Source organism: Sinorhizobium sp. M4_45 (assembly GCF_002885915.1).
GTDB classification, from domain to species: domain Bacteria; phylum Pseudomonadota; class Alphaproteobacteria; order Rhizobiales; family Rhizobiaceae; genus Sinorhizobium; species Sinorhizobium meliloti_A.
The window spans coordinates 234714-258489 of sequence record NZ_NWVE01000004.1 but is presented as its reverse complement, the minus strand read 5'-3'; the positions used below and the strand labels follow the sequence as shown (position 1 = coordinate 258489).

At 62.9% G+C, this 23776-nt stretch carries 27 protein-coding genes; 22 read left to right on the top strand and 5 right to left on the bottom strand.

All coding sequences use genetic code 11. The annotated features are described in order from the left end of the window. Positions 1-332 precede the first annotated feature (332 nt). The 6 genes from pmtA to CN933_RS14275 all read left to right on the top strand — a co-directional run bounded on the left by pmtA (position 333) and on the right by CN933_RS14275 (position 4146). A complete protein-coding gene (gene pmtA, locus CN933_RS14300) occupies positions 333-935 on the top strand; it encodes a phospholipid N-methyltransferase PmtA (RefSeq protein ID WP_018093941.1) in 603 nt (200 codons plus the stop codon). A gap of 14 nt (positions 936-949) precedes the next feature. Next, on the top strand, positions 950-1531 hold the full coding sequence (locus tag CN933_RS14295; protein ID WP_018093940.1) for a histidine phosphatase family protein: 582 nt from the start codon (positions 950-952) through the stop codon (positions 1529-1531). Positions 1532-1538: 7 nt separating this feature from the next. Continuing rightward, entirely contained in the window at positions 1539-2255 is a 717-nt protein-coding gene (pyrF, locus tag CN933_RS14290; RefSeq protein WP_018093939.1) for an orotidine-5'-phosphate decarboxylase, read from the top strand. Between the two features lie 93 nt (positions 2256-2348). Further along, a complete protein-coding gene (locus tag CN933_RS14285) occupies positions 2349-2636 on the top strand; it encodes a DUF1330 domain-containing protein (RefSeq protein WP_026168506.1) in 288 nt (95 codons plus the stop codon). A gap of 120 nt (positions 2637-2756) precedes the next feature. Then, the gene (locus CN933_RS14280) at positions 2757-3737 is read left to right on the top strand and encodes a complex I NDUFA9 subunit family protein (RefSeq protein WP_018093937.1); all 981 of its coding nucleotides are present in this window, start codon (positions 2757-2759) and stop codon (positions 3735-3737) included. Between the two features lie 247 nt (positions 3738-3984). Beyond that, positions 3985-4146, top strand: a complete 162-nt coding sequence (locus tag CN933_RS14275; protein ID WP_018093936.1) for a hypothetical protein — start codon at positions 3985-3987, stop codon at positions 4144-4146. A 110-nt stretch (positions 4147-4256) separates the two neighbouring features. Here CN933_RS14275 and CN933_RS14270 read toward each other — a convergent pair whose 3' ends face one another. Beyond that, positions 4257-5063, bottom strand: coding sequence for an undecaprenyl-diphosphate phosphatase (locus CN933_RS14270; RefSeq protein ID WP_102761795.1), 807 nt, complete (start codon positions 5061-5063; stop codon positions 4257-4259). A 156-nt stretch (positions 5064-5219) separates the two neighbouring features. Here CN933_RS14270 and CN933_RS14265 point away from each other — a divergent pair, with 156 nt between their 5' ends. The 10 genes from CN933_RS14265 (at position 5220) to CN933_RS14220 (ending at position 16780) form a co-directional block, all read left to right on the top strand. After that, on the top strand, positions 5220-5912 hold the full coding sequence (locus CN933_RS14265; protein ID WP_018093934.1) for a glutathione S-transferase family protein: 693 nt from the start codon (positions 5220-5222) through the stop codon (positions 5910-5912). A gap of 10 nt (positions 5913-5922) precedes the next feature. Continuing rightward, positions 5923-7086, top strand: coding sequence for a tRNA epoxyqueuosine(34) reductase QueG (queG, locus tag CN933_RS14260; protein ID WP_026168505.1), 1164 nt, complete (start codon positions 5923-5925; stop codon positions 7084-7086). Further along, positions 7083-7958, top strand: coding sequence for an SDR family oxidoreductase (locus CN933_RS14255; protein ID WP_018093932.1), 876 nt, complete (start codon positions 7083-7085; stop codon positions 7956-7958). The genes queG and CN933_RS14255 overlap by 4 nt, the downstream gene beginning before the upstream one ends. Positions 7959-8419: 461 nt before the next feature. Further along, entirely contained in the window at positions 8420-8794 is a 375-nt protein-coding gene (locus CN933_RS14250; protein ID WP_003529787.1) for a septal ring lytic transglycosylase RlpA family protein, read from the top strand. Positions 8795-8930: 136 nt separating this feature from the next. Next, on the top strand, positions 8931-10220 hold the full coding sequence (locus tag CN933_RS14245) for an RsmB/NOP family class I SAM-dependent RNA methyltransferase (RefSeq protein WP_018093931.1): 1290 nt from the start codon (positions 8931-8933) through the stop codon (positions 10218-10220). Between the two features lie 154 nt (positions 10221-10374). Next, on the top strand, positions 10375-11655 hold the full coding sequence (locus CN933_RS14240) for an imelysin family protein (RefSeq protein WP_018093930.1): 1281 nt from the start codon (positions 10375-10377) through the stop codon (positions 11653-11655). Positions 11656-11703: 48 nt separating this feature from the next. Then, positions 11704-13254 carry a di-heme oxidoreductase family protein gene (locus tag CN933_RS14235; protein ID WP_026168504.1) on the top strand — a complete coding sequence of 517 codons (1551 nt, stop codon included), beginning with the start codon at positions 11704-11706 and terminating at the stop codon, positions 13252-13254. Beyond that, on the top strand, positions 13254-14381 hold the full coding sequence (locus CN933_RS14230) for an imelysin family protein (protein WP_018093928.1): 1128 nt from the start codon (positions 13254-13256) through the stop codon (positions 14379-14381). Before CN933_RS14235 ends, CN933_RS14230 begins: the two co-directional genes overlap by 1 nt. 218 nt (positions 14382-14599) lie before the next feature. Then, the gene (gene corA / locus CN933_RS14225) at positions 14600-15589 is read left to right on the top strand and encodes a magnesium/cobalt transporter CorA (protein WP_026168503.1); all 990 of its coding nucleotides are present in this window, start codon (positions 14600-14602) and stop codon (positions 15587-15589) included. A 51-nt stretch (positions 15590-15640) separates the two neighbouring features. Next, the gene (locus CN933_RS14220) at positions 15641-16780 is read left to right on the top strand and encodes a DUF1513 domain-containing protein (protein ID WP_018093926.1); all 1140 of its coding nucleotides are present in this window, start codon (positions 15641-15643) and stop codon (positions 16778-16780) included. Here the strand turns inward: CN933_RS14220 and CN933_RS14215 are convergent. After that, positions 16726-17280 (bottom strand): GNAT family N-acetyltransferase, encoded by a 555-nt coding sequence (locus CN933_RS14215; protein ID WP_033047231.1) that lies wholly within the window; start codon positions 17278-17280, stop codon positions 16726-16728. The genes CN933_RS14220 and CN933_RS14215 overlap by 55 nt on opposite strands. An 81-nt stretch (positions 17281-17361) precedes the next feature. On the opposite strand from CN933_RS14215, the gene CN933_RS14210 reads away from it, so the two are divergent. The 4 genes from CN933_RS14210 to guaA all read left to right on the top strand — a co-directional run bounded on the left by CN933_RS14210 (position 17362) and on the right by guaA (position 20653). Then, complete coding sequence (locus CN933_RS14210; RefSeq protein ID WP_018093924.1) at positions 17362-17817, top strand: TspO/MBR family protein; 456 nt, start codon at positions 17362-17364, stop codon at positions 17815-17817. Positions 17818-17897: 80 nt separating this feature from the next. After that, positions 17898-18350: a PaaI family thioesterase gene (locus CN933_RS14205; RefSeq protein WP_018093923.1), complete on the top strand. Its 453-nt coding sequence runs from the start codon at positions 17898-17900 to the stop codon at positions 18348-18350. Continuing rightward, positions 18347-18985 (top strand): 5'-methylthioadenosine/S-adenosylhomocysteine nucleosidase, encoded by a 639-nt coding sequence (locus CN933_RS14200; protein ID WP_018093922.1) that lies wholly within the window; start codon positions 18347-18349, stop codon positions 18983-18985. Before CN933_RS14205 ends, CN933_RS14200 begins: the two co-directional genes overlap by 4 nt. A gap of 105 nt (positions 18986-19090) precedes the next feature. Further along, on the top strand, positions 19091-20653 hold the full coding sequence (guaA, locus tag CN933_RS14195; RefSeq protein ID WP_018093921.1) for a glutamine-hydrolyzing GMP synthase: 1563 nt from the start codon (positions 19091-19093) through the stop codon (positions 20651-20653). Between the two features lie 56 nt (positions 20654-20709). On the opposite strand, the gene CN933_RS14190 is transcribed toward guaA, so the two are convergent. From CN933_RS14190 to CN933_RS14180, 3 genes are read right to left on the bottom strand one after another with little or no spacing between them, the layout of a single operon-like run. After that, positions 20710-20850: a DUF5131 family protein gene (locus tag CN933_RS14190; RefSeq protein ID WP_267880144.1), complete on the bottom strand. Its 141-nt coding sequence runs from the start codon at positions 20848-20850 to the stop codon at positions 20710-20712. A gap of 35 nt (positions 20851-20885) precedes the next feature. After that, positions 20886-21317: a type II toxin-antitoxin system VapC family toxin gene (locus tag CN933_RS14185; RefSeq protein ID WP_018093920.1), complete on the bottom strand. Its 432-nt coding sequence runs from the start codon at positions 21315-21317 to the stop codon at positions 20886-20888. Then, positions 21314-21613 (bottom strand): hypothetical protein, encoded by a 300-nt coding sequence (locus CN933_RS14180; RefSeq protein ID WP_018093919.1) that lies wholly within the window; start codon positions 21611-21613, stop codon positions 21314-21316. Before CN933_RS14180 ends, CN933_RS14185 begins: the two co-directional genes overlap by 4 nt. A gap of 381 nt (positions 21614-21994) precedes the next feature. Between CN933_RS14180 and CN933_RS14175 the strand changes: the two genes are divergently transcribed. Together CN933_RS14175 and CN933_RS14170 are read left to right on the top strand one after the other, a co-directional pair. Further along, positions 21995-22582 carry a hypothetical protein gene (locus CN933_RS14175; RefSeq protein WP_018093918.1) on the top strand — a complete coding sequence of 196 codons (588 nt, stop codon included), beginning with the start codon at positions 21995-21997 and terminating at the stop codon, positions 22580-22582. Between the two features lie 94 nt (positions 22583-22676). Beyond that, complete coding sequence (locus tag CN933_RS14170) at positions 22677-23738, top strand: succinylglutamate desuccinylase/aspartoacylase family protein (RefSeq protein ID WP_018093917.1); 1062 nt, start codon at positions 22677-22679, stop codon at positions 23736-23738. Positions 23739-23776 lie beyond the last annotated feature (38 nt).

The following is a 23776-nucleotide window of genomic DNA, read 5'->3' as shown; positions in this document are numbered from 1 at the left end:
AGGCCAACGATAGTTTATGTTTCTCGCGATTGGCGGCGTCTTTCGCAGGATCGAACCGGTCTTCCATGTTGGCACTATACGGGAATCCCGTATAAGAAGCAAATGTGTCGTTTTGCTGAAAAAATGGACGCTACTTCTAGTTCAACTAATTCAAGCTTTCAGACCGTATCGGATTTCGAGTTCAACCGTCGCGCATCGTTCATGATCTGTCGTTTCTAGACGCAGTCGGACTTGTTTTTGCCGCAGATGGAAGCACATTATGAATAAGCGCTAACGTAGCCACACGAATCACGATAAGAGCGCAACTGCAAATCATACTATGAGGGGATTCGATGAGCTTGCGCTTGAGGGTGAAGGAAAAATTCGGTCGGAAATTCGACGAAGAGATCCGCTTCTTCAAGGGCTGGATGAGCAATTCTCGCGCGGTCGGCGCGATCCTCCCGACATCCGCCATCACCGCACGCCGCATGGCCAGCGTAGTCGAACCGGAATCCGGTCTGCCGGTCCTCGAGCTTGGCCCCGGCACCGGGGTGATCACCAAGGCGATCCTCGAGCGCGGCATAGAGCCTGAAAAGCTGGTTTCCATCGAATACTCCACCGAGTTCTACAATCAGCTCAAGGCGCATTTCGACGGCGTGCATTTCATCAACGGCGACGCCTTCGATCTTTCCCGGACGCTTGGGGCCTTCAAGGATCAGCAGTTCGACAGCGTGATTTCCGCCGTGCCGCTGTTGAATTTCCCGATGCATCGCCGCGTCGAACTCATCGAAGACCTGCTCTCGCGCATTCCCTTCGGCCGCCCGGTCGTTCAGATCTCCTACGGTCCGATGTCGCCGGTCGTCGCCATGCCGGACCGCTACCGAATCCAGCATTTCGACTTCGTCGTGCGCAACATTCCGCCGGCGCAGCTATGGATCTACCGCAAGACGCACTGACGGCGCCACCTCCGGTGTTCGGCATCTATCTCACCCATCCGCAGGTCAGAATCGATCCCGCCGTCTCCGTGCCACAATGGGGTCTGTCCGAACTCGGCGAAGAACGCATGCGCGCCACGGCGAAACAGCCATGGGTCCGTTCGCTCGGACGCATCGTCGCCAGTAGCGAGAAGAAGGCGATCGAAACGGCGCGGTTCCTGGCCGACGCTGGCGGCATCCCGGTCGAAACTGACGAGGAGATGGGCGAGAACGATCGTTCCGCGACCGGCTTCCTGCCGCCGGAGGAGTTCGAGAAGGCGGCCGATCGGTTCTTTGCCCGACCCGAAGAGAGCTTCAAGGGCTGGGAGCGTGCCGTCGACGCCCAGGCGCGAATCTCAAGGGCCGTCTTCCAGGCCCTCGACCGGCACGATCCGGCGGTACCCATCGCCTTCATCGGCCATGGCGGTGTCGGTACGCTGCTCAAATGCCGGATGACGGGCACGGCGATCGCCCGCAGCGCCGATCAACCGCCGGGCGGCGGCAATCTCTTCGCCTTCCGTCTTGCGGATCGCGCCGTCACATGCGACTGGACGCCGATGGAGTTCTGGCAGGGGTGATCTCGATATGAGCACAAGCGCGCGCGACCGGCTGATCGTCGGCCTTGATCTTCCAACGGTGACCGAGGCCGAGAAAATCGTCTCGACGCTCGGCGAGGAAGTCCTCTTCTATAAGATCGGCTATCAACTGGCCTTCGCCGGCGGCCTCGACTTCGCGCGCGACCTCGCTGCAGGCGGCAAGCAGGTCTTCCTCGACATGAAGCTGCTCGACATCGACAACACGGTGGCCAAGGGCGTGGAGAACATCGTCAAGATGGGCGTGTCGATGCTGACGCTGCACGCCTATCCGAAGGCGATGAAATCGGCCGTCGAAGCGGCACGAGGCTCGAACCTCTGCCTGCTTGGCGTAACGGTGCTCACCTCGATGGACGAACAGGACGTCATCGATGCCGGTTATGAATACGATCCGCACAGCCTGGTCCTGCGCCGAGCCGAACAGGCCCGCGCCGCCGGCATGGGGGGCATCGTCTGCTCGGCGGAGGAGGCCGCCGCCGTGCGCAAGATCATCGGCGGAGACATGGCGCTGGTGACGCCGGGCATCCGCCCGGCCGGGGCGGAAAAAGGCGACCAGAAGCGGGTGATGACGCCGGCCGACGCGCTTCGCGCCGGCTCGAGCCACCTCGTCGTCGGGCGGCCGATCGTTGCCGCGCCCGAGCCTCTCGCAGCAAGCCGCGCGATCCTGGCCGAAATGGAGAGCGCCCTCTCCCGTCGATCCGCCGTATAGCGCTCCCGCGCCGTTCGGGCCTGCTTGACCTGAGGCTCATTTTGCCGGAAGTAACCATCCCGTCTGCATGTCGTGAAAGACGAGGAGTTCATCATGGCCAAAGGATACTGGATCGCTCGGGTCGATATAAGGGACCCCGAACGCTATAAGGATTACGTGGCGGCGGCGAAGCCCGCCTTCGAAAAATACGGCGCGACCTTCCTTGCGCGCGGCGGGCAGTTCCATCGGCTCGAAGGTGCCGCTCGCACCCGCAACGTCGTCATCGAATTCCCCTCGCTGCAGGCGGCCGTCGACTGTTACAATTCGCCCGAATACCAGATTGCCGCGGCCATCCGCCAGGAAGTCGCCGATGCCGAAATGGTGGTCGTCGAAGGCGTTTGAGGCGAAGTCCCGCGGCGCATCGGGGCACGCCTCCGAAGCGCGCGGATTGGCCTTCACCTCGCTCGACGCTTGGGCTATGTAGCAAGCAATTCCACCATTGACATCAGGAGTGCGTTTCTCATGACCTTGTCCAACCTTCCGCCGCTGGTGACGATTTTCGGCGGATCCGGATTTGTCGGCCGTCATGTGGTGCGCGCGCTCGCCAAACGCGGCTACCGCATTCGCGTCGCTGTTCGCCGTCCGGATCTCGCCGGCCACCTGCAACCGCTCGGCAATGTCGGGCAAATCTCCTTCGTTCAGGCCAATCTGCGCTACCGCAAGTCGGTCGATCGCGCTGTCGACGGCGCCGACCATGTGATCAACTGCGTCGGCGTGCTCTTCGAAAGCGGCCGCAACACCTTCGAGGCGGTCCAGGATTTCGGCGCGCGCGCGGTCGCCGAAGCGGCTCGGGCGACGGGCGCCACGCTCACCCATATCTCGGCGATCGGCGCCGACGCGAGCTCCCAATCGAGCTATGCCCGGACAAAGGGGCGTGCCGAGGCTGCGATCCTCGAAACGCTTCCGGCCGCGGTGATCCTCCGCCCGTCGATCATCTTCGGGCCTGAAGACGGATTTTTCAACAAGTTCGCCGAAATGGCCCGATTCTCGCCGGTCCTGCCGCTCATCGGCGGCGGCAATACCAGGTTTCAGCCGGTTTACGTCACCGACGTTGCCGAGGCCGTGGCCCGCTCCGTCGACGGCAAGCTGACCGGCGGGACGATCTACGAACTCGGCGGGCCGCAGGTGCTCTCCTTCCGCGAATGTCTCGATATCATGCTGAAGACGATCGACCGCAAGCGCTCTTTCGTGTCGCTGCCCTTCGGCATCGCCTCGCTGATGGGCAGCGTCGCCTCGCTCGTGCCCTTCATCACGCCGCCGCTCACCGCCGACCAGGTGGTGTTGCTGAAATCGGACAATGTCGTCTCGGCAAAGGCCGAAGCGGAAGGCCGCACGCTTGCCGGTATCGGCATCGAGCCGACAATGCTCGAGTCGATCCTGCCGACTTATCTCGTACGCTATCGCCCGCATGGGCAATACACCCGCAGCGGCCGCGCCGCCTGAGCGGTCGCATCACTACCGGACACATTCAAGCCGCCGGCTTCGCCGGCGGTTTTTTTGCGGCCCCCGCTGTGCCCATCCGGCAACAGCGTTGCAGTTCTGCCGCAGTCGAAAATCCGAATCTCGTTTACCGCAGATTCAGCTCGCACTGATATTGATCATGACATGGTCGCAGAATAAACACCGCTCGCACTGACCGCTCGGCGAGCGGCGCCGGCGCAGACATCTCACTCGAAAGGCATAACGTCCCATGGGCAAGTCGATCGCAATCTTTTTTGCGTCTGCGGCACTGATCATTCTGGCTGGCTCGTTCATGGCACCCGGCACCGGGGCTAGCAGCGACAAGGGCTGCACGCCGGCCTACGGTGTCAACCCGTGCGCGACGGCGTCGATCGGGTTTGCCGGCGAGTAAGCCGGACATTTTCGCCTCGGCTTCGAGCCGGGCATGTTGAGTTTTGGCGGGGGCCAGGAGCCGGGTGCGTTTCGAAAGAGACGCATCCGGCTTTATGTTTCCGGACGTTGTTATCCGAGCAGCCACAGGCCGACCAGCCCGGCGGTCCCCACGAGGATGCGCCAGATCGCAAAGGGCGTGAAGCCGCGACGCGAGACGAAGTCGAGCAGCGAACGCACCACGAAAATTCCGGCGATGAATGCAGCGATGAAACCGGCCGCGATCATGCCGACATCGTTAAAGGAGAGCGCATCGCGGTTCTTGTAGAGATCGAGCGCAAAAGCTCCGACCATGGTCGGCATGGCCAGGAAAAAGGAAAATTCAGCCGCGGAGCGCTTGTCGGTCCCCATCAGCAGGGCCCCGGCAATGGTCGCGCCGGAACGCGACGTTCCCGGGATCATGGCGAGACACTGGAAGAGGCCGATCTTCAGCGCGAGCGAAGGCGGATAGTCGAACACGTCGGTGTAGCGAGGCGTCAAAGGGAGCCGGTCGATCGCATAAAGAATGACGCCGCCGACGATCAGCACGACGCAGATGAGCATCGGCGTCTCGAAAAGCACCGACTTGATGAATCCATGCGCGGCAGCACCGATAAGCGCCGCCGGCAGGAAGGCGAGGAGAACCGAGAAGACGAAACGGCGAGCCTTGACGCTCGTCGGAAGGGCGAGCGCGACCGCCAGCAGCTTCTGGAAGTAAACGAGCAGGATCGCCAATATGGCGCCGAGCTGGATCAGAACGGCAAAGGTGTTTCCCGGCGATTTGAACCCGAGGAAGTGTCCGGCAAGCAGCACATGCGCCGTCGACGAGACCGGGATGAACTCCGTCAGCCCTTCGATGAGGCCGAGGACGAGCGCGCTTATGATCGATTGATCCGCCATGTAAAAGCTATTCCTGATATAATTGGATGTGGGAGGAGAAAGTCGATTCTCTTGTGTTTGCCACCGCAACTACCTATAGCTCGTTGTAACGAGCCGTGGCCAGTTGCATATGCCGCGACGCCGATATCCCCGAAAACAGCTGCAATCTGATCATCGATGCCGACACTGTATCATCACCCCATGTCCCCAGCTTCGCGGTTCGTACGCCTTATTCTCTCAGAATATGGCTATCAGACGGAACTGAGCGAAGAGCAGCCATGGGAGAACCGGCGCGACTTCCTGACGCTGAATCCTGCCGGCACTCTGCCGGTCTATGTCGATGACAGCATGCGCGCGCTCTGCGGCGCCACGATCATCTCCGAATATCTCGACGAGACCAGCGGCATCATGAAGCGCGACCGCCGCCTTCTTGCCGAGGACCCGTTTCAGCGCGCCGAAATCCGCCGCCTCACCGAATGGTTCCTGCAGAAGATGGAAGCCGACGTGACGCGCCCGCTCGTGCGCGAGCGCATCTTCAAGCTGCAGATGACCCCGGACCAGGGCGGCGGTGCGCCGGATTCGAAAATTCTCCGCACCTCGCGCAGCAATATCCGCCAGCATATGAAGTATCTCTCGTGGCTCGCCGGATCGCGCCCCTGGCTTGCCGGCGATCGCATCTCCTATGGGGATCTCGCCGCGGCCGCGGCGATTTCCGTGCTCGACTATCTCGGAGAGATCGACTGGTCCGATGCGCCGAGCGCCAAGGAATGGTACCAGCGGCTGAAGTCGCGCCCGTCCTTCCGGCCTCTGCTCGCCGAGCGGGTGCGCGGCGTGACCCCGGTCTCACATTATGCGGATCTCGACTTTTAAGGACCAGATCATGCCCGGCGACGCTGCAAAAGCGGAGAACCAGGGCAGGAAACGACGGACCCTCACCGCCTTCCTGAAAGAGGAAGCCGCGGCCAAGGGATTCGACATCTGTCGCATCACCCATCCGGACGCCATACCCCACGCGCCCGAGCGGCTGAGGCAGTTCCTGGCTGCCGGCGCTCATGGTACGATGAACTGGCTCGCCGAGACAGCCGAGCGCCGATCCGATCCGCGCGTCCTCTGGAGCGAAGTGCGCTCGATCGTCCTCTTCGGCATGAATTACGCTCCCGAGGACGACCCGCGCGACGTCCTCGCCAGACGCGATCGCGGCGCGATCTCCGTCTATGCCCGCAATCGAGACTATCACGACGTGGTCAAGGGCCGGCTGAAGGAGATCGCCACGCGCTTTGCCGCGCGGGCGGGCGAGGACGTGAAGGTCTTCGTCGACACCGCCCCCGTCATGGAGAAGCCGCTTGCGGAAAAGGCCGGCATCGGCTGGCAGGGCAAACACACCAATCTGGTCAGCCGCGAATTCGGCTCCTGGCTCTTTCTCGGCAGCCTCTTCACGACAGCCGAACTGGAACTGGACGAGCCGGAGCGCGACCATTGCGGCTCTTGCCGGGCCTGCCTCGACGCCTGTCCGACCGATGCCTTTCCGGCGCCCTATCGCATCGACGCGCGACGCTGCATCTCCTATCTCACGATCGAGCACAAGGGATCGATTGCGCCTGAATTGCGGCCGCTGATCGGTAACCGCATCTATGGCTGCGACGACTGTCTCGCCGCCTGTCCCTGGAACAAGTTCGCGCGCTCGGCATCGGAAATGAAGCTCCAGGCGCGAGATGATCTCAAGGAACCGGAGCTCTCCTTCCTGCTGACGCTCGACGACACAGGTTTCCGGGCCTTCTTTTCCGGATCGCCGGTAAAGCGCATCGGGCGTGATCGTTTCGTCCGAAATGCCTTGATCGCCGCCGGAAATTCCGGTGAGAAGAGCCTGACAGAGGTCTGCAAGGCGCTGGCCGCCGATGCGTCGCCCACGGTCAGGGGGATGGCGGTCTGGGCGCTTTCGCGACTGATTTCATCCGCCGATCTGGCGGTCTTCGCCCGGCAATGCGGGCCTGAAACCGATGACGAGGTTCTTGCGGAATGGCAAATGGCGGGAGTGAACCGATGAATGTCCTGATCCTTGGTGCCGGCTATTCCGGCACGGCGATCGCGAGCGCGCTCTCTCCCCTGGCGACGTCCGTGACCGGCACCACCCGGTCCGCAGAAAAGCTCGCCCGTCTGCAGGCTGCCGGTATCCGCCCGATCCTCTTCGACGGCACGGAAATATCGGACGAGCTCGAGGATGCGATGAGGGAGACCACCCACCTCGTTCAGTCGATTGCGCCGGGCCGCGATGGCGACCCCATGTTTCGCGCCGGAACGCCGCCGCTTTCCGACCTTCTGCCGCGGCTGGAGTGGGTGGGCTATCTCTCCACGGTCGGCGTCTATGGCGATCACGGCGGCGCCTGGGTCACCGAGGATACGCCGCTCAACCCGGTCTCGCAGCGCTCGCTCGAGCGTGTGGAAGCCGAAAACGCCTGGCTCGAGCACGGTGCACAGCACGACATTCCGGTGGCAGTGCTGCGGCTCGCCGGCATCTACGGCCCGGGCCGCAATGCCTTCCGCAACCTCGCTGAGGGGACGGCGCGCCGCGTCATCAAGCCGAACCAGGTCTTCAACCGTATCCGCGTCGAAGATATCGGCGCGGCGAGCGCCTTTCTCGCAAAGCGCGGCGTGAGCGGCATCTTCAACGTGACCGACGACGAGCCGGCGCCGCCACAGGACGTGGTCCAGGAAGCCGCCCGGCTGATGGGCGTCGAACCGCCGCCCGAGATCCCGTTCGAAACCGCAGATATGTCCCCCATGGCCCGTTCTTTCTACGGCGAGAACAAGCGCGTCTCCAATGCGCGACTGCGCCAGGCGGGCTTCGATCCGGAGTTCCCCAACTATCGCGTTTCGCTTGCACAGCTGTGGACATCAGGAACCTGGAACCGGAATTAAGCACCTATTTCGCCAAGGCCGATCAGAATATCGCGCGCGAACACAAGCAAGTCGGATGCAGTTTTGAAAGTATTGATTTCACGCGAATCGCCTTGACACGATTATGCTGTCATTATTCGGTCTATACTTCGCCATTTTCCACAACCCTGGCGCTAGTAGCATGAATTCAACGGTCGCGATTCCCGACTTTTCATGCAAAGCGAAATTTTTAATGATTTTATTTCCGAGAGGCGTGGCTGCGCGGCCCGGAGCGCCGCCAGCAGCGCTTAGTGGCTGATTCCAAAGAACTTCCCTCGCCATTCTAAACTAATTCAATCTGTTGGTTATTTTTAAAATTGATCAGCCGTCAAACATTCCTAATGAAAACTTAACGGTTGAAGCACGTTTTTGCCATGTTTCACCTCAATTAGCTCGATCAACAAAGGGAACTGACGAATTTTTCAAACCGAAGGGGGCATCGCTTGACGCCAGCGAAAATCAAGACTGCTGCCGCGGCAGCACTATTCACCGTCGGGATGGGCTTGGTCTCGGCATCGGAAAGTCAGGCAGCAGGCGCTGGCTGCGGGGGAGCATCCTGGTACGCGCTTTCGTCCAAAACCGCCTCCGGCGAAAGAATGAATGCCGCGCACCTGACCGCCGCGCATCGCAAACTGAAATTCGGCACGAAGGTCCAGGTGACCAACAAGCGCAACGGCAAGTCCGTGGTCGTCCGGATCAATGATCGCGGTCCGTTCATTCGCGGCCGGGTGATCGATCTTTCCAAGGCGGCTGCCTCCAAGATCGGCATGATCCGCTCCGGTACCGCCAGCATCTGTTACACCGTCGTCAACTCCTGACGATGCGCAGGTTTCGCTCGATTCATCTCGGGCGAGCCAGACTGCAAGGGCCGGTCGCGCCACTTACATAATGCGGCCGCCGTCTTGCTCTTCGATGACATCGCCGCTACCACGGCGAAAAAGGAGTTCATCGAAGATGCGATTAGGCGGAAGGCTCTCCGGAGCCATCGAGGTTCTTGACGATATCGAAAAGCGCAGGCGACCCGTCGCCGATGCCCTCAAGGATTGGGGCCTGTCCCACCGCTTCGCCGGCTCCGGCGATCGCGCCGCCATCGGCAACATCGTCTATGATGCCCTGCGGATGAAACTCTCCCACGCCTACCTCATGGATAGCGACACCCCGGTAGCCCTCGGCCATGCGGTCATGTATCGGCAATGGGGCTATCGCGCCGACACGCTTGCAGCGGAACTTGCCGACGACCGGTTCGCGCCCGAAGCGCCTTCGGAAGCGATGATGAAGGCCTTCGCTCAGCGACGGCTCGAAGATGCGCCCCTGCATGTGCAGGGCGATATTCCGGAATGGACGCAGGCCTCGTTCGAAGAGAATTTCTCCGACGACTGGCTCGCCGAGGCGAAGGCTCTTGCCGGCCGGCCGACTCTCGATCTGCGCGTCAACACGCTGAAGGCGACGCGCGAAAAGGTGCTGAAGGCGCTGGAGCGCAGCGGCGCCGAGCCCGCGGCGATTGCCCGGCATGGCGTGCGCATTCCCGCCGGCGAGGGCGCTTCGCGCCTGCCGAACGTAACGGCGGAAATCTCGTTCCAGAAGGGTTGGTTCGAGGTGCAGGACGAGGGCTCGCAGATTGTCGCGGACCTCGCCTTGCCCGGCGAGGGCGAGCAGGTGCTCGATTATTGCGCCGGCGGCGGCGGCAAGACGCTGGCCATGTCGGCGGCGATGAACAATAAGGGCCAGGTCCACGCTTACGACGCCGACCGCAAACGGCTGGCGCCCATTATCGAGCGTCTGAAGCGTGCCGGCACCCGCAACGTGCAGGTGCACGAGTCGACCGAGTCGCTCGCATCGCTCATAGGTCGGGTCGATCGCGTGCTTGTCGATGCGCCATGCACCGGGACCGGAACCTGGCGGCGGCGCCCCGACACGAAATGGCGCCTGACGCAGAAGAACCTCGAGGAGCGATTGGCCCAGCAGGAGGAGGCGCTTGCCGGTGCCGCCCAGTTCGTGCGCCCCGGCGGACATCTGATATACGTCACCTGTTCCGTCCTTCCGGAGGAGAACGAGGCGCAGGTATACGGCTTCTGCGAGGACAATCCGGAATTCGAGGTCCTCTCGGCCGCCGACAACTGGGCGGCGCTCTTCGGCACCGACAAGGCGCAGCCCTGGTCCGCCGATATGAAGACCGTGACGCTGACGCCGGCATCGACCGGAACCGACGGATTCTTCTTCTGTCTCATGGGCAGGAAGAGTTAGGCCGGCGCGGATTTTCCGCCATCCAGGCGGGGCTGCACCTTCAAGCCGTTCTAAACTATACACTTTGACACCAGTTTGCTTTTGGTCCATGACTCTTGCGCTTTTCACGGGGTTGGAGCTGTACGCTCTATCGACGAGCAACAAGGAGAGGGTCATGACCAAGAATTTCATCCGCGCCGCGGCGCTGGCGCTCATGACGGCGACATCTGCGCTGGCGTTGCAGCCGGCGAATGCGGCGACGGACGCAGCCGCGGTCGTCAAGCATTACGCGGCCGTTGCGCACGCCAAATACGAAGATGCCCTGGCCACGGCAGAAGCGCTGGAAAAGGCCGTGGATGCGCTGATTGCAAGCCCGAGCGAGGAGACTTTGAAGGCCGCGCGGGAGGCCTGGCTGAAGGCGCGCAACCCCTATCAGGAAACGGAAGTCTATCGCTTCGGCAACACGATCGTCGACGAATGGGAAGGCAAGGTGAATGCCTGGCCGCTGGACGAGGGCCTGATCGACTATGTTGACGCAAGCTACGGCAGCGAGAGCGACGAGAACGCCCTTTTCACCGCCAATGTCATCGCCAACAAGGCGATCAAGATCGACGGGCAGGACGTCGATGCCACCGAGATCACGCCGGAGCTCCTTTCCGGCACGCTGCAGGAGGCAGGCGGCATCGAGGCGAATGTCGCGACCGGCTATCACGCGATCGAATTCCTGTTGTGGGGACAGGATCTGAACGGAACGGGCCCGGGTGCCGGCAACCGGCCCTACACGGATTTCGACACCAAGGCCTGCACCAACGGCAATTGCGATCGCCGCGCCGCCTATCTGAAGGCAGCGACGAGCCTGCTCGTCTCCGACCTCAAGGAGATGGTCGCAAACTGGACGCCGGACGGCGCTGCGACCAAGACGGTCGAGGCGGACCCGAAGGCCGGCCTCGTGGCGATCCTTACCGGCATGGGCTCGCTCTCCTACGGCGAACTTGCGGGCGAGCGCATGAAGCTCGGCCTGCTACTCCACGACCCGGAAGAGGAGCACGACTGCTTCTCCGACAACACCCACAACTCGCACCTGCACGACGCGATCGGCATCCAGTCCGCCTATAGCGGCGAGTATACCCGCGTAGACGGCAGCAAGCTCACCGGCCCTTCGCTTTCCGAGCTCGTCGCGGCCAAGGATGCGGCCCTCGACAAGGAAATGAAGGATGGTCTCGCCACCACGGTCGAGAAGATGCAGGCGATGGCCAAGCGCGCAGAAGCGGGCGAGGCCTATGACCAGATGATCGGCGAGGGCAATGCGGAGGGCAATGCGACGGTTCAGGCGGCGATCGACGGGCTGATCGCCCAGGCGAAGACCGTCGAGCGCGTCATCGCCGCACTCGATCTCGGCACGGTGGAACTTGAAGGTTCCGACAGCCTGGATAATCCTGGCGCCGTCTTCCAATAAGCTGAAAAGGCGGGCCGCGACGGACAGGTGGCGGCCCGGCCTCCCTCGATGAATGTCTTCGCCCGCTTTTTCGCGCTAACCGTTGCCGCTCTCATTTGCGTCGCCCCCGCGGCGTCGCGCGATGGCGGTATCGCGGAAAAGGCGGATGTCGGGTGCGCGCCTGTTCGCGGCGACCTTTCCGCCGATGACCTCGAGCGCGTTCTGTCGGTCACGCGCCCAACCACCGATTTTTCCAGGCCTGAGCCCTTCGAAGCAATGCCGGCCGGTGCTGCGACGACGATTGCACGGGCGGATCGGATGATCTTCTCCCAGGCATCGGATAACCTCCCCTTCGAGGACGAACAGGATTTCCACCTCGGCAAGGCGCTCTTCGAAAAGCTCTGGGTCTCCTCACCCTCTTCAACGCAGGCCTCGGACGGGCTGGGACCGCTCTACAATGCGAGGGCCTGCGAGAGCTGTCATGTCCGCGACGGACGCGGCCGTCCGCCCGAGGGGGCCGCCGACGCGACGTCGATGCTCCTTCGGCTCGCCCGTGCCCCGCGCGACGATGCCGAGCGCGCGGAGATCGCCTCCCATGCACGGCTCAACTTTCCCGACCCGGTCTATGGTGCTCAGCTTCAGGACAGCGCCGTGCCGGGGCTTGCTGCCGAGGGCCGCCTCGACATCACCTATACGGAAGAACTGGTAGCGCTTGCCGGCGGCGATACGGTCCCGCTCCGCAAGCCGCATTACGCGATCGCCGATCCCGGTTACGGACCGCTCGCTGCGGCGACGACGCTGTCACCGCGCGTCGCCTCGCCGATGATCGGCATCGGTCTCATCGAGGCCATCCACGAGGCCGACATTCTGGCGCGTGCCGATCCGGAGGATCGCGACGGCGACGGCATCAGCGGACGTCCGGCCCTCGTGCGCGAGCGCCGGACCGGCCGCGTCACTCTCGGCCGCTTCGGCTGGAAAGCGCAGAACCCGTCCGTGCGCCAGCAGGTCGCCGATGCCTTTGCCGTCGATATCGGCATCTCCACCTCCGATCTCGACCGCAGTCATGGCGATTGCACCGCTGCCCAGACGGGCTGCCTCGATCTTCCGGACGGCGTGCAGCCGCGGCTCGGAGCGGTCGAAGCCCCCGACCCGGTGCTCGACCTCGTGACGTTCTATTCCTCCAATCTTGCCGTGCCTGCTCGCCGCAAGGCGAGCTTTCCGGAAACCCTGAGGGGCAAACGGCTCTTCCATGAAGCCGGCTGCGCCGCCTGCCATGCACCGAAATTCGTGACCCGCCGGGACGCCACGCACAAGGCGCAGGCGTTTCAGCTCATCTGGCCCTATTCCGACTTCCTCCTGCACGACATGGGCGAAGGCCTCGCCGACGGCCAGCAGGTCGGCGAGGCCAGTGGCCGCGAATGGCGCACGCCCCCGCTTTGGGGCATAGGCTTGACCGAGACCGTGAGTGGGCACAGCTTCCTTCTCCATGACGGACGCGCCCGAAACCTGGCCGAAGCCATTCTCTGGCACGGCGGCGAAGCGGCGAAGGCACGCAATGCCTTCGCCGCCATGCCGAAGGACGACCGCAAAGCCCTGATCACATTCCTGGAGTCCCTCTGATGCGCCTTCCGTTCGCGAGCCTTCCTCTCGCCCTTAGCCTGATATTCCTCGCTGCCCCCGCGGCGGCGCAGGAAGGCGGTGCGCTTTCCCCGCGTGTCGTCGAAGAGGCGGCCGTGCCGAGGGTGATGGCGCAGGCCGTGGACGGCTTCATCATCCCCGGCTATCGAGACCTCGCAGAGGCGACGAACGCCCTCTCCGAAGCGAGCGCCGGGCTCTGCAAGTCACCTTCCGAGACGACCCTCGAAGCGGCGCGGTCGGCCTTTTCGAGCGTCGTCGAGAGATGGTCCGCGATCGAGATCATCCGCCTCGGTCCGGCCCTCGAACAGAACCGTTTCGAACGCTTCCTCTTCTATCCCGACCGGAAAAGCACGGGCTTGAAGCAGGTCCAGGCAATTCTCGCCAAGAAAGACGAGAGCGCCACAAGCCCGGAGACCCTCAAGGGGAAGAGCGTCGCCGTCCAGGGCCTCGGGGCACTCGAATTCGTGCTCTACGGTACCGGCGCGGAGGTTCTCTCCGGCAAGGAAGGGGACTTTCGCTGCCGATATGGGCTTGCTGTCTCGCAGAATTTGAGGAGCATCGCGGGTGAGCTCCTTGCCGCATGGGAAAAGCCGGACGGGATCCAGGCGGCCTGGAAGGAGCCAGGCCCGGGCAATCCGCTCTTCCGGGACAACAGGGAAGCCGCGACCGAGCTTCTGGGCGTGCTCGTCCACAGCGTCGAGATGATAAAGGACCAGCGGCTGCGGCCCTTCTACGCCGGAACGGTCCACGGGACGCCCGACAGGGGCCGTCCGAAACTTGCCATCTACTGGCGCTCGGCCAACACGATGCCGGCGATCTCGGCGAATCTCGGTGGTCTCCAGAGACTCTTCGATACGGCCGGCATGGAGAGCCTTCTGCCAGCCGACAGCCGCTCGATCGCCGGTTCCATCGATTTCCTCTTCAAGGCTCTGATCGCCGCTACGGACGGTATCGAAGGGCCGATCGAGGACGCGCTTGCCGACGAGAAGCAGCGCGCCAAGCTGGATTTCATCGCGCTCAACACGGCCGATCTGCTCGACCGGCTCAATCGCGAATTCGGCGGTTCGATCGGCCTCGGCGCCGGATTCTCCTTCGCCGACGGCGACTGACACGGGAACGTGAAAACGCTGCGGAACCCGATGGTTGACAAGCAGGGCATTTCGGAGCAAAGCGCATCCATGGCCGCCTGCGCGGACATGTCTCACCAACAAGGATCAACTCAAGATGAACCCCGACAGTCGAAGTCGAGCCTTCATGCTCACGGCCGTCCGGACCTGATTTGATCAGGGCTCCGCCGGTCGGATGACTCGGCCCCATGGAGCCTGAAATGCTGCGCATCTACAAAAGCCAGAACAGCCGACTTGTGCACGTCGACCTCCTCGACGGCCTGGCATGCCAGGAACCGGTGATCTGGTTCGATCTCTTCAATCCGTCGAGCGAAGAAACGCGCCTTGTCGAGGAGCGCCTCGGCATTGCCATTCCGACCCGTGACGAGATGCAGGAAATCGAGCTTTCCGACCGGCTTTACCAGGAGGACGGCGCCGAGTTCATGACGATGACGGCGACCGCCAAACTCGACAGCGATTACCCGGCCAAGGTGCCCGTCACCTTCATCCTCAAAGGCGCGACCCTCGTGACGGTCCGCCATGCGGAGCCGAAGCCGTTCCAGGTCTATGCCAACCGCATCATGAAGCCGAACGGCGCGGCGTGCGAGACGGGAGAGCTCGTGATGCTCGGCCTGCTCGAGGCGATGATCGACCGTACGGCGGATGCTCTGGAGCGCGCAGGCAACGACGTCGATCAGATCTCACGGGAGGTCTTCCGCAAGTCGAACGCCAGCGCCACCAAGAAGACGCGCGACCTGCAGTCGCTGATCGAGCAGATCGGCCAGAAGGGCGACCTGCTGACCGTCATCCGCGAAAGCCTCGTCAGCATTGGCAGGCTCGTCGCCTATCACGTCGCCATTGAGGGGTCCACGCACCGCAAGGGGGCCAAGGAGAGCCGGCAGCGGATAAAGCTCGTTCAGCGCGACGCGGCATCCCTCGGAGACCACGCGCTGTTCCTGTCGAACAAGATCAATTTCCTGCTCGACGCGACGCTGGGGCTCATCAACCTCGAACAGAACCAGATCATCAAGATCTTCTCGGTCGCCGCCGTCGTGTTTCTGCCGCCGACCCTGGTCGCCTCGATTTACGGGATGAACTTCGAGGTGATGCCGGAACTCACCTGGCGTTTCGGCTATCCCTATGCGCTGATGCTGATGGTCGCCTCGGCCCTGTTGCCGTATGTCTATTTCAAACGGCGAGGTTGGCTGTGATAGCGGAGTGACCTCGCTCGTTGCAGGAATTCGACCGTTGCAGGAAATCGCATGAAGACCAATACCCTCATCGACCGCCGCAGCTTCGTCAAAATGGCGGGTGCCGCGTGGGTGGCCGCCCTTGCCCCCCGGGGCGCCTTCGCACTCGAAAGGGCCGATGCCGTCTTCGCCTCGGCCTTCATGGCGCAGGACGGCAGCTACGGTGTCGCGACGCTCACGGAAACGGGCGAGATCGTGGAGCGCAGGCTGCTGCCGGCGCGCGCGCACGGCATGACCTTCTCCCCGGTAAGCCGGCGCGCGGTCGCCTTTGCCCGGCGGCCGGGCACCTATGCCATGATCTTTGCGCCGGACGGCACCGCCAAGCCGGTCGTCATCACCTCCGCCGAGGGCCGCCACTTCTTCGGCCATGGCTGCTTCTCGGCCGACGGCCGGCTGCTCTATGCGACCGAAAACGACTTCTCCGCCAATCGCGGCATGGTCGGCATCTATGACGGCCGCCGGGATTTTACCCGGATCGGCGAGTTTCCGACTTACGGCATCGGCCCGCACGACATGACGCTTGCCGCCGACGGACGCACGCTCGCAATAGCCAATGGCGGCATCGAGACCCACCCCGATTTCGGCCGCACCAAGCTCAATCTCGACCGCATGGAGCCGAGCCTCGCACTCGTGGACGCCGCGACGGGGGCGCTCATCGAGAAGCATGTGCTGCCGCCTCATCTCAATCGCCTTTCGACCCGACATGTCGACATCGGCGCCGACGGACGTGTCTGGTTCGCCTGCCAGTACGAAGGTGCGCGCAACGACCTTCCGCCGCTGGTCGGGCACTTCGCCAAGGGCGAGGACCTGACCTTCGTAGACCTGCCGGAACGAACGACCGCGGCGCTCGCCAATTACGTCGGCGCTATCGCGGTCAACCGCCAGGAAGGGCTCGTCGGCCTCACCTCTCCCAAGGGCAACGTCGCGGTGACCCTCAACGCCAAAACCGGTGCCGTCCTCAAGGAGGAACCGGTTGCGGACGCAGCGGGCATTGCCGCCGCGAAGCACGGTTTCGCCGTCTCCTCCTACCGCGGCCTATTCGAGGAGCGGGGAAGCCCCGTTGCCTGGGATCAGCACATAGTCCGGCTGACCGCGGATCAGATAGACGCGTCTCCGAAGTCGGAGAGCGCCGTGAGATCGTCCCAGCGATAGGCCACCTGATCCAGGCTTTCTCTGCCGACGCTGACCCGGCCCTCGCCGACGGCGCGGGCACCGAGCCGCTCATAGAATACCCGGTTGGGGTTACCCTTCAGCACCCAGGCAAAAAGCGACGATCCTCCTGTATCGCGGCAATGGCCGGCGACGCTGCGCACCAGCGCGGAGCCGAGGCCTGCGCCATGGAACTCCGGCAGAAGATAGAGTTCGTAGAGCTCCCGGTCGAATGCTGGCGGCATTCCCCTTGCCTTGCCGCAATTTGCAAAGCCGATCACCCGGTCGTCGGTCATGTCGGCCGCGACCATGATGAAGCTGCCCGGAAGACGCATGCGCCGCGCATGCCGTATCGCCTGGTCCTCGACGGTCATGGCATCGAGATAGGCGTCGGATATGATGCCGCGAAACGTCGCGCGCCAGGTCCTGACCAGGACCGACGCGATCGTCATGAGGTCGTCGGGCACGGCCGGGCGGATTTCGATGCGCCGGAAGCTTTTCATAGACCACATATAGGTGGCGCCGCTTCGCCGCCAAACGGTGCAGCGACTGGAAATCGCCGCCCCCGGCTCCATTTAGCACGCATGAACAGAACCCTCGCGCATGTCCTTTTCGTCGTTGCCGTTCTCGGCCTCGGCCTCGCCATCGGCTACATCAACATCCCCGACGCATGGTATCGGTCGCTGGCAAAGCCGAGCTTCACGCCGCCGAACTGGGTCTTCGCTCCGGCCTGGTCGATCCTTTACGTGATGATCGGAATTGCCGGTGCCCGCAGCTTTCTCGATCATCGCGGCCACTCCGTCCTGTGGCCGCTGTGGCTCACCCAGATGATCCTGAACTTTCTCTGGTCGCCGCTGTTTTTCGGGCTGCACCAGATCGCTGCCGCGCTGGTCGTCATCTTCGCCCTGTTCGCGTCCATCGTGGCATTCATCCTCGCAAGCCTGCGCAAGGACCGGATTTCGGCTCTGCTGTTTGTGCCCTACCTTGCATGGGTGGCCTTCGCGACCCTGCTCAACGGTTCGATTTTCCTCATGAATTGAGCTTGCCGGGCCGCAGCCGGCGTGCCAGTCTCCGGGAAAATCCGGGCGGCGTTGTCCGGGGAATCAAGGCAAACCGACACATGGACGAAAGCGATCCTCACGACTTCAGGAAGCGCATCCGGGAAAGCTTCAGACGGCAGGCCGCGATGCGCACGATCGGAGCCGAACTCACGCGCGTCGAACCGGGGACCGTCGAGATCGAGCTTTCCTTCGATCCCAAGCTGACTCAGCAGCACGGCCTTCTGCATGCCGGCGTAATTTCCGCCGCGCTCGATGCGGCGGGTACCTATGCCGGCTATTCGGTGATCGACCCCGACGCATCGCTGCTGACGATCGAGTTCAAGGTCAATCTGCTTTCGCCCGGACGGGGCGAGCGCTTCCTCTTTCGCGGCGAGGTGACGAAGCCCGGCACGACGATCATCGTCTCGGACGGGCGGGCCTATGCGGTCAGGTCCGACGGACCGGCCAAGCTCATCGCCTCGATGACAGGCACGATGATGGTGGTGCGCGGACGCGAGGGGATCGAAGGATGAGCTTCGAACTCAAGCCGGTAGCGGGGCGCACTATTCTCTATGTCATGGCTGTGGACGCCGAGTACGGTCCCTCCCTCCGTGCCAGGATCGCACCGCTGATGACGGGCGTCGGTCCGGTCGAGGCGGCCGTCAGCCTGACCAGGGCGCTTGCGGAGCTCCACGCCGGAGGCAGCCTGCCGGACCTCGTCGTCTCGCTCGGCTCGGCCGGGTCCGCGACGCTCGAACAGACCGAAATCTACCAGGCGGTCTCGGTCGCCTACCGCGACATGGACGCCTCGCCCCTCGGCTTCGAGAAGGGCGCGACGCCCTTCCTGGATCTGCCAGCCGTCGTTAAACTGCCGCTCAGCATTCCCGGCGTGAAGAAGGCGCGGCTCTCGACCGGCGCCAACATCGTCTCCGGCAGGACCTATGACGAGATCGACGCCGACATGGTCGAGATGGAGACCTTTGCGATCCTGCGCGCCTGCCAGTCGTATGGCGTGCCGCTCATCGGGCTGCGCGGCATTTCGGACGGGAAGGCGGAGCTGAAGCATGTCGGCGACTGGACGGAATACCTGAACGTGATAGACGAGAAGCTCGCAGCCACCATCGACCGGCTCGAGGCGGCGCTGGAGGGGGGCGAAATCCGGCTCTGAGCCTTCCGCCCAGGCGCCTGATTGTCCGGGTGCAATGTTATCGTTGCGCCAAAGGCGGGCTTTCATTAAAGGCTCGCCATGATCAAGCTTGCTTGAAGGCCCGCTATGACCCAGACAGCCCATCCCGACACCGTCCTGATCGTCGACTTCGGCAGCCAGGTGACGCAGCTCATCGCCCGGCGCGTACGCGAATCCGGCGTCTATTGCGAGATCGTGCCGTTCCAGTCTGCCGAGGAAGGCTTCAACCGGCTGAAGCCGAAGGCGGTGATCCTGTCCGGCAGCCCGGCTTCGACCCTCGACATCGGCTCGCCCCGCGCGCCTTCCGTCATCTTCGACAGCGGCCTGCCGGTCTTCGGCATCTGCTACGGCCAGCAGACCATGTGCGCCCAGCTCGGGGGGAAGGTCGAGAGCGGCCATCACCGCGAATTCGGACGGGCGTTCCTGGAAGTCGAGAAGGACTGCGCACTCTTCGACGGGCTCTGGTCGCTCGGCTCGCGCCACCAGGTGTGGATGTCGCATGGCGACCGGGTCACCGCATTGCCCGACGGCTTCGAAGTCGTCGCCACCTCTTCCAACGCACCCTTTGCCTTCATCGCCGACGAAAAGCGCAAATACTATGCCGTCCAGTTCCATCCGGAAGTCGTGCATACGCCCGACGGCGCAAAGCTCATCGCCAACTTCGTCCACAAGGTCGCCGGCATTACGGGGGACTGGACCATGTCGGCCTACCGCGCCAAGGCGGTCGAGGCGATCCGCAAGCAGGTCGGCGACAAGAAGGTCATCTGCGCGCTTTCCGGCGGCGTCGACTCGTCGGTGGCGGCCCTCCTTATCCACGAAGCGGTCGGCGACCAGCTCACCTGCATCCTCGTCGATCATGGTCTGATGCGAAAGGACGAGGCGGCGAACGTCGTCGCCATGTTCCAGGAGCATTACAACCTTCATCTGCTCCACATCGACGCCTCCGATCGCTTCATCGGCGAACTCGAAGGCGTCAGCGACCCGGAAACGAAGCGCAAGATCATCGGACGTCTCTTCATCGAGGTTTTCGAGAAAGAGGCCAAGAAGCTGGGCGGCGCCGACTTCCTCGCCCAGGGCACGCTCTACCCTGACGTCATCGAAAGCGTCTCCTTCACCGGCGGTCCCTCGGTGACGATCAAATCGCATCACAATGTCGGCGGCCTGCCGGAGCGCATGAACATGCAGCTCGTCGAGCCGCTGCGCGAGCTCTTCAAGGACGAAGTCCGCGTGCTCGGTCGCGAACTCGGCCTGCCCGAAAGCTTCATCGGCCGCCATCCCTTCCCCGGCCCAGGCCTCGCGATCCGCTGCCCCGGCGGCATCACGCGCGAGAAGCTGGAAATCCTGCGCGAAGCGGACGCGATCTATCTCGACGAGATCCGCAAGGCGGGCCTCTATGACGCCATCTGGCAGGCCTTCGCCGTGCTGCTTCCCGTGCAGACGGTCGGCGTCATGGGCGACGGGCGCACCTACGAATTCGTCTGCGCGCTGCGTGCGGTCACCTCCGTCGACGGCATGACCGCCGACTTCTACCACTACGACATGGAATTCCTCGGCCGCGCCGCCACCCGCATCATCAACGAGGTCCGCGGCATCAACCGCGTCGTCTACGACGTCACCTCCAAGCCGCCGGGCACGATCGAGTGGGAGTGAGGAAACGGCGGCGATCGGCGGCTACAGCGTAGAATATCGTAGAAAAGGCGGGAAAATCAGAGGTTCGGCTGATCATGAAGTTTCGGTCGTTTGGCCATTTCGATTGCATAGCAGTGCGTGCAGCCGGCAGTGACGATCGAACTTCCTGCCACAGGGTTCCAAGTGGAATCCGTCCACTCTATTTGAGTTTCAGCCATCAGATCCCCCACGCATTCGTCCGACCGGCGCTGCATTAGATCGCTCCGCGCATAGGATTGAGGATCTCAACTCCGGCAAAATCCCTTTCATTATCTGTTACTACCACGCAGTCGTTTGCGCCGGCGACAGCAGCGATGATCATGTCGAGCCCGCTGCGCGGCTTACCGGCCGCTTTGCCCGCCGCCATTAGCTGCGCCCAGATCAGACCTGCTTTGGCGTCGAACGACAGGATGCGGCCAGCAAACAGAGCCTGAGGCCCTTCAGGCCCAGAGAACCACTTATCGAGGACCTCGCGCTTCTTGCCTTGTGGCTTCTCCAAAATTCCGCGGCGAATTTCTGCCACCGTCAGTGACGCAATGAAGAGATTCTCATCGCGTTGCGCCGACATCCACGCCAGTAGCGAGTCAGATGGCTGCGGTCTAACAACATTGCTGATGATGTTGGTGTCCAGCAGATAGCGCGTCACAGATCGACCTTACGTCCCTCTTCACGGGGGCGGGAAAGATCGAGTTCCCCACCCACCAGTGGCGAACGCCGCAGGGCCGCGAGGATGCCGCCACGCTTCGGGGGATCGCCTGCGATCGATTTGCTAACCGTTGCGCGAAGCTCTGAAGCTTCAGGCGTATCCTCGGCTAGGCGTCTGGCTAGCGATCGGATGAGGTCGCGATCAGTGTTCCGGCCGAGCACTTCGAAGCGTGCAAGGCCGCGCTCACCAAGGCGAGAGCGATAATTCTGGATGGCGCGCTTCTGTGAACTTCCCATGATCCGCTCCGATATTTCCAGTAATATAGCCAGAATTCGGGCGTATAGCAAGGTCGCGCGGTCGGTGGACGGTCTGGTCGCGGCGCAGTGGTATCGTCGCTAATCGTGTGATACGCCTTGTTTGACGGTACTTTATGCGAAAGCGAAGGCACGATTTTCGCAAATGGCCCCAAAATCCAATGATTTCAAAAGCGCCGTTTTTTGACGGTCCACATGACGGTATTTCGGAGAGCGAAAAAATAATTTTTCAAGGGAAAAACAATGACTTAAGTCAGAGATCAACAATCGAGTGGGAGTCATTTTGCCCATCCGGCGATGTGAAAAATAATCAAAACCGTCCTCCACCTTGTTCACGTGAGGCTTTAATTTAATCTGGATGTCATGCGCCGCTCGGAGATCGACAGTCAAAACCGCTATCTGCTCAAACTGCAGCATGATTACCGCCTGGCGGCGGACATCGTCGCCCGCGCCTGGGCCGGGTTCCCTGAAGTTCAGGCGATCTCCGTCATCGGCTCGGTTGCAAAGCCGCTCTGGAAGGAGGTCCCTCGCTTCAGGGGTTTCCGCAGCAGCGGCATCGAGGTCTGGCACGAATGCAGTGATCTCGACATGGCGCTCTGGCTCGACACGCAAGAGCGCCTCACCGAACTGAGCAAGGCATGCGCCCGCTCCTTGCGAGAGGCATTCGAATCCGGAGCCGGCATGAGTGTTCCGGGCAACAAGGTCGATACCTTCCTGTTCGAGCCGGGAAGTGATCGCTATCTCGGTCGCCTCTGCCGCTTCAACGAGTGTCCCAAGGGCAAACTCGATTGCCTTACGCCCGGTTGCGGTGCGATTCCATTCAACAAGACCATTCCCGGGTTCACGCCCGGGGCCGATCTGCTGGCGCCGGCGCGATATGCGATGCTCTACAAGCGCGGCGTCGGCGTGCTGCGCTCGGCTCTTGACCTTCCGACGGTCGATGAGGATTGAGATCGGCGGCAGCTAGGGTCTACAGCCGTCGTCGGGCTTGCAATACGGCAATGCCAAGTCTCATAACCGGTTTTCGAGTTTGAGGACGAAACGAGTGGACATTTCCGAAATCATCTTCGCCGGCGATACGCCGGGCATCGAGTGGCGGCTGCCGGTGTTCCGGTTCAAGGGGGCAAACGGCGCAGCGCCGCGGACCTATATCCAGGCGGCGCTCCATGCCAACGAGCTGCCGGGAACGGCCCTTCTTCATTTCCTGCTCGAACGGCTCCGCCAGGCGGAGAATGACGGCGCCGTTCTCGGGGATATCACCATCGTTCCGCAGGCAAATCCGATCGGCGCGGCGCAGTCGCATTTCGGCGAACTGCAGGGCCGCTTCGATCTGGGCTCCCGCACCAATTTCAACCGGGATTTCCCCCTGATCTCCCTTGGCGAGCGTGACGGTCTGCTTGAAGGGCCGGACCGTTACTCGGCCGTCGATCGGCTGAAGCGGCACCTTCTTCATATGGCGCTCGGCGCGGACCTGGTGCTCGACCTCCATTGCGACGACGAGGGGCTGCAATATGCCTATATCGACGAGGCATTCTGGCCGGAGGCCGCCGACCTTGCAGCGGCCCTCGACATGGAGGCGGTGTTCCTTTCCGACGGGCAAAGCTCGGCCTTCGAGGAGGCGGTCGCCCATGCATGGAAGCACGAGAGCGAAGGCGAGCGCAGGACTGCCCTGCCCGGCCGCCTGTCGGTGACCGTGGAATTGCGCGGCACGCGCGACGTCTATCCGGAAATTGCGCGAAAGGACGCCGAAAGCATGTTTCGCTTTCTTGCCGGCCGCGGAGTCGTTGCGAGCACCGGCGTCGGCCTTCCGGCTTTTGCCGGCAAAGCCGTGCCGCTCGACAATATCGAGATGATCCGCGCACCGGAGGCCGGTGCGGTCCTCTTCCACCGCAATATCGGCGACAGCGTCGAGGCCGGAGAACTGCTGGCGACCATCCTGGTCCGCCCCGGCGTGCCGGGCGGCACCGTCGAGGTTCGGGCGCCGCAGGATGGGCTCATCGTCACGCGCGTCTCCACCCGTCTCGCCCGCCGCCGGTCCGACCTGATGAAGATCGCCTGCGCCGGGCCTTCGCGTGCGGCGCGCAAGCCGGGGACGCTGGAGGCCTGAACCCGCCGTTTCGACCAGTCGCGGTGCGGAACCGCTTG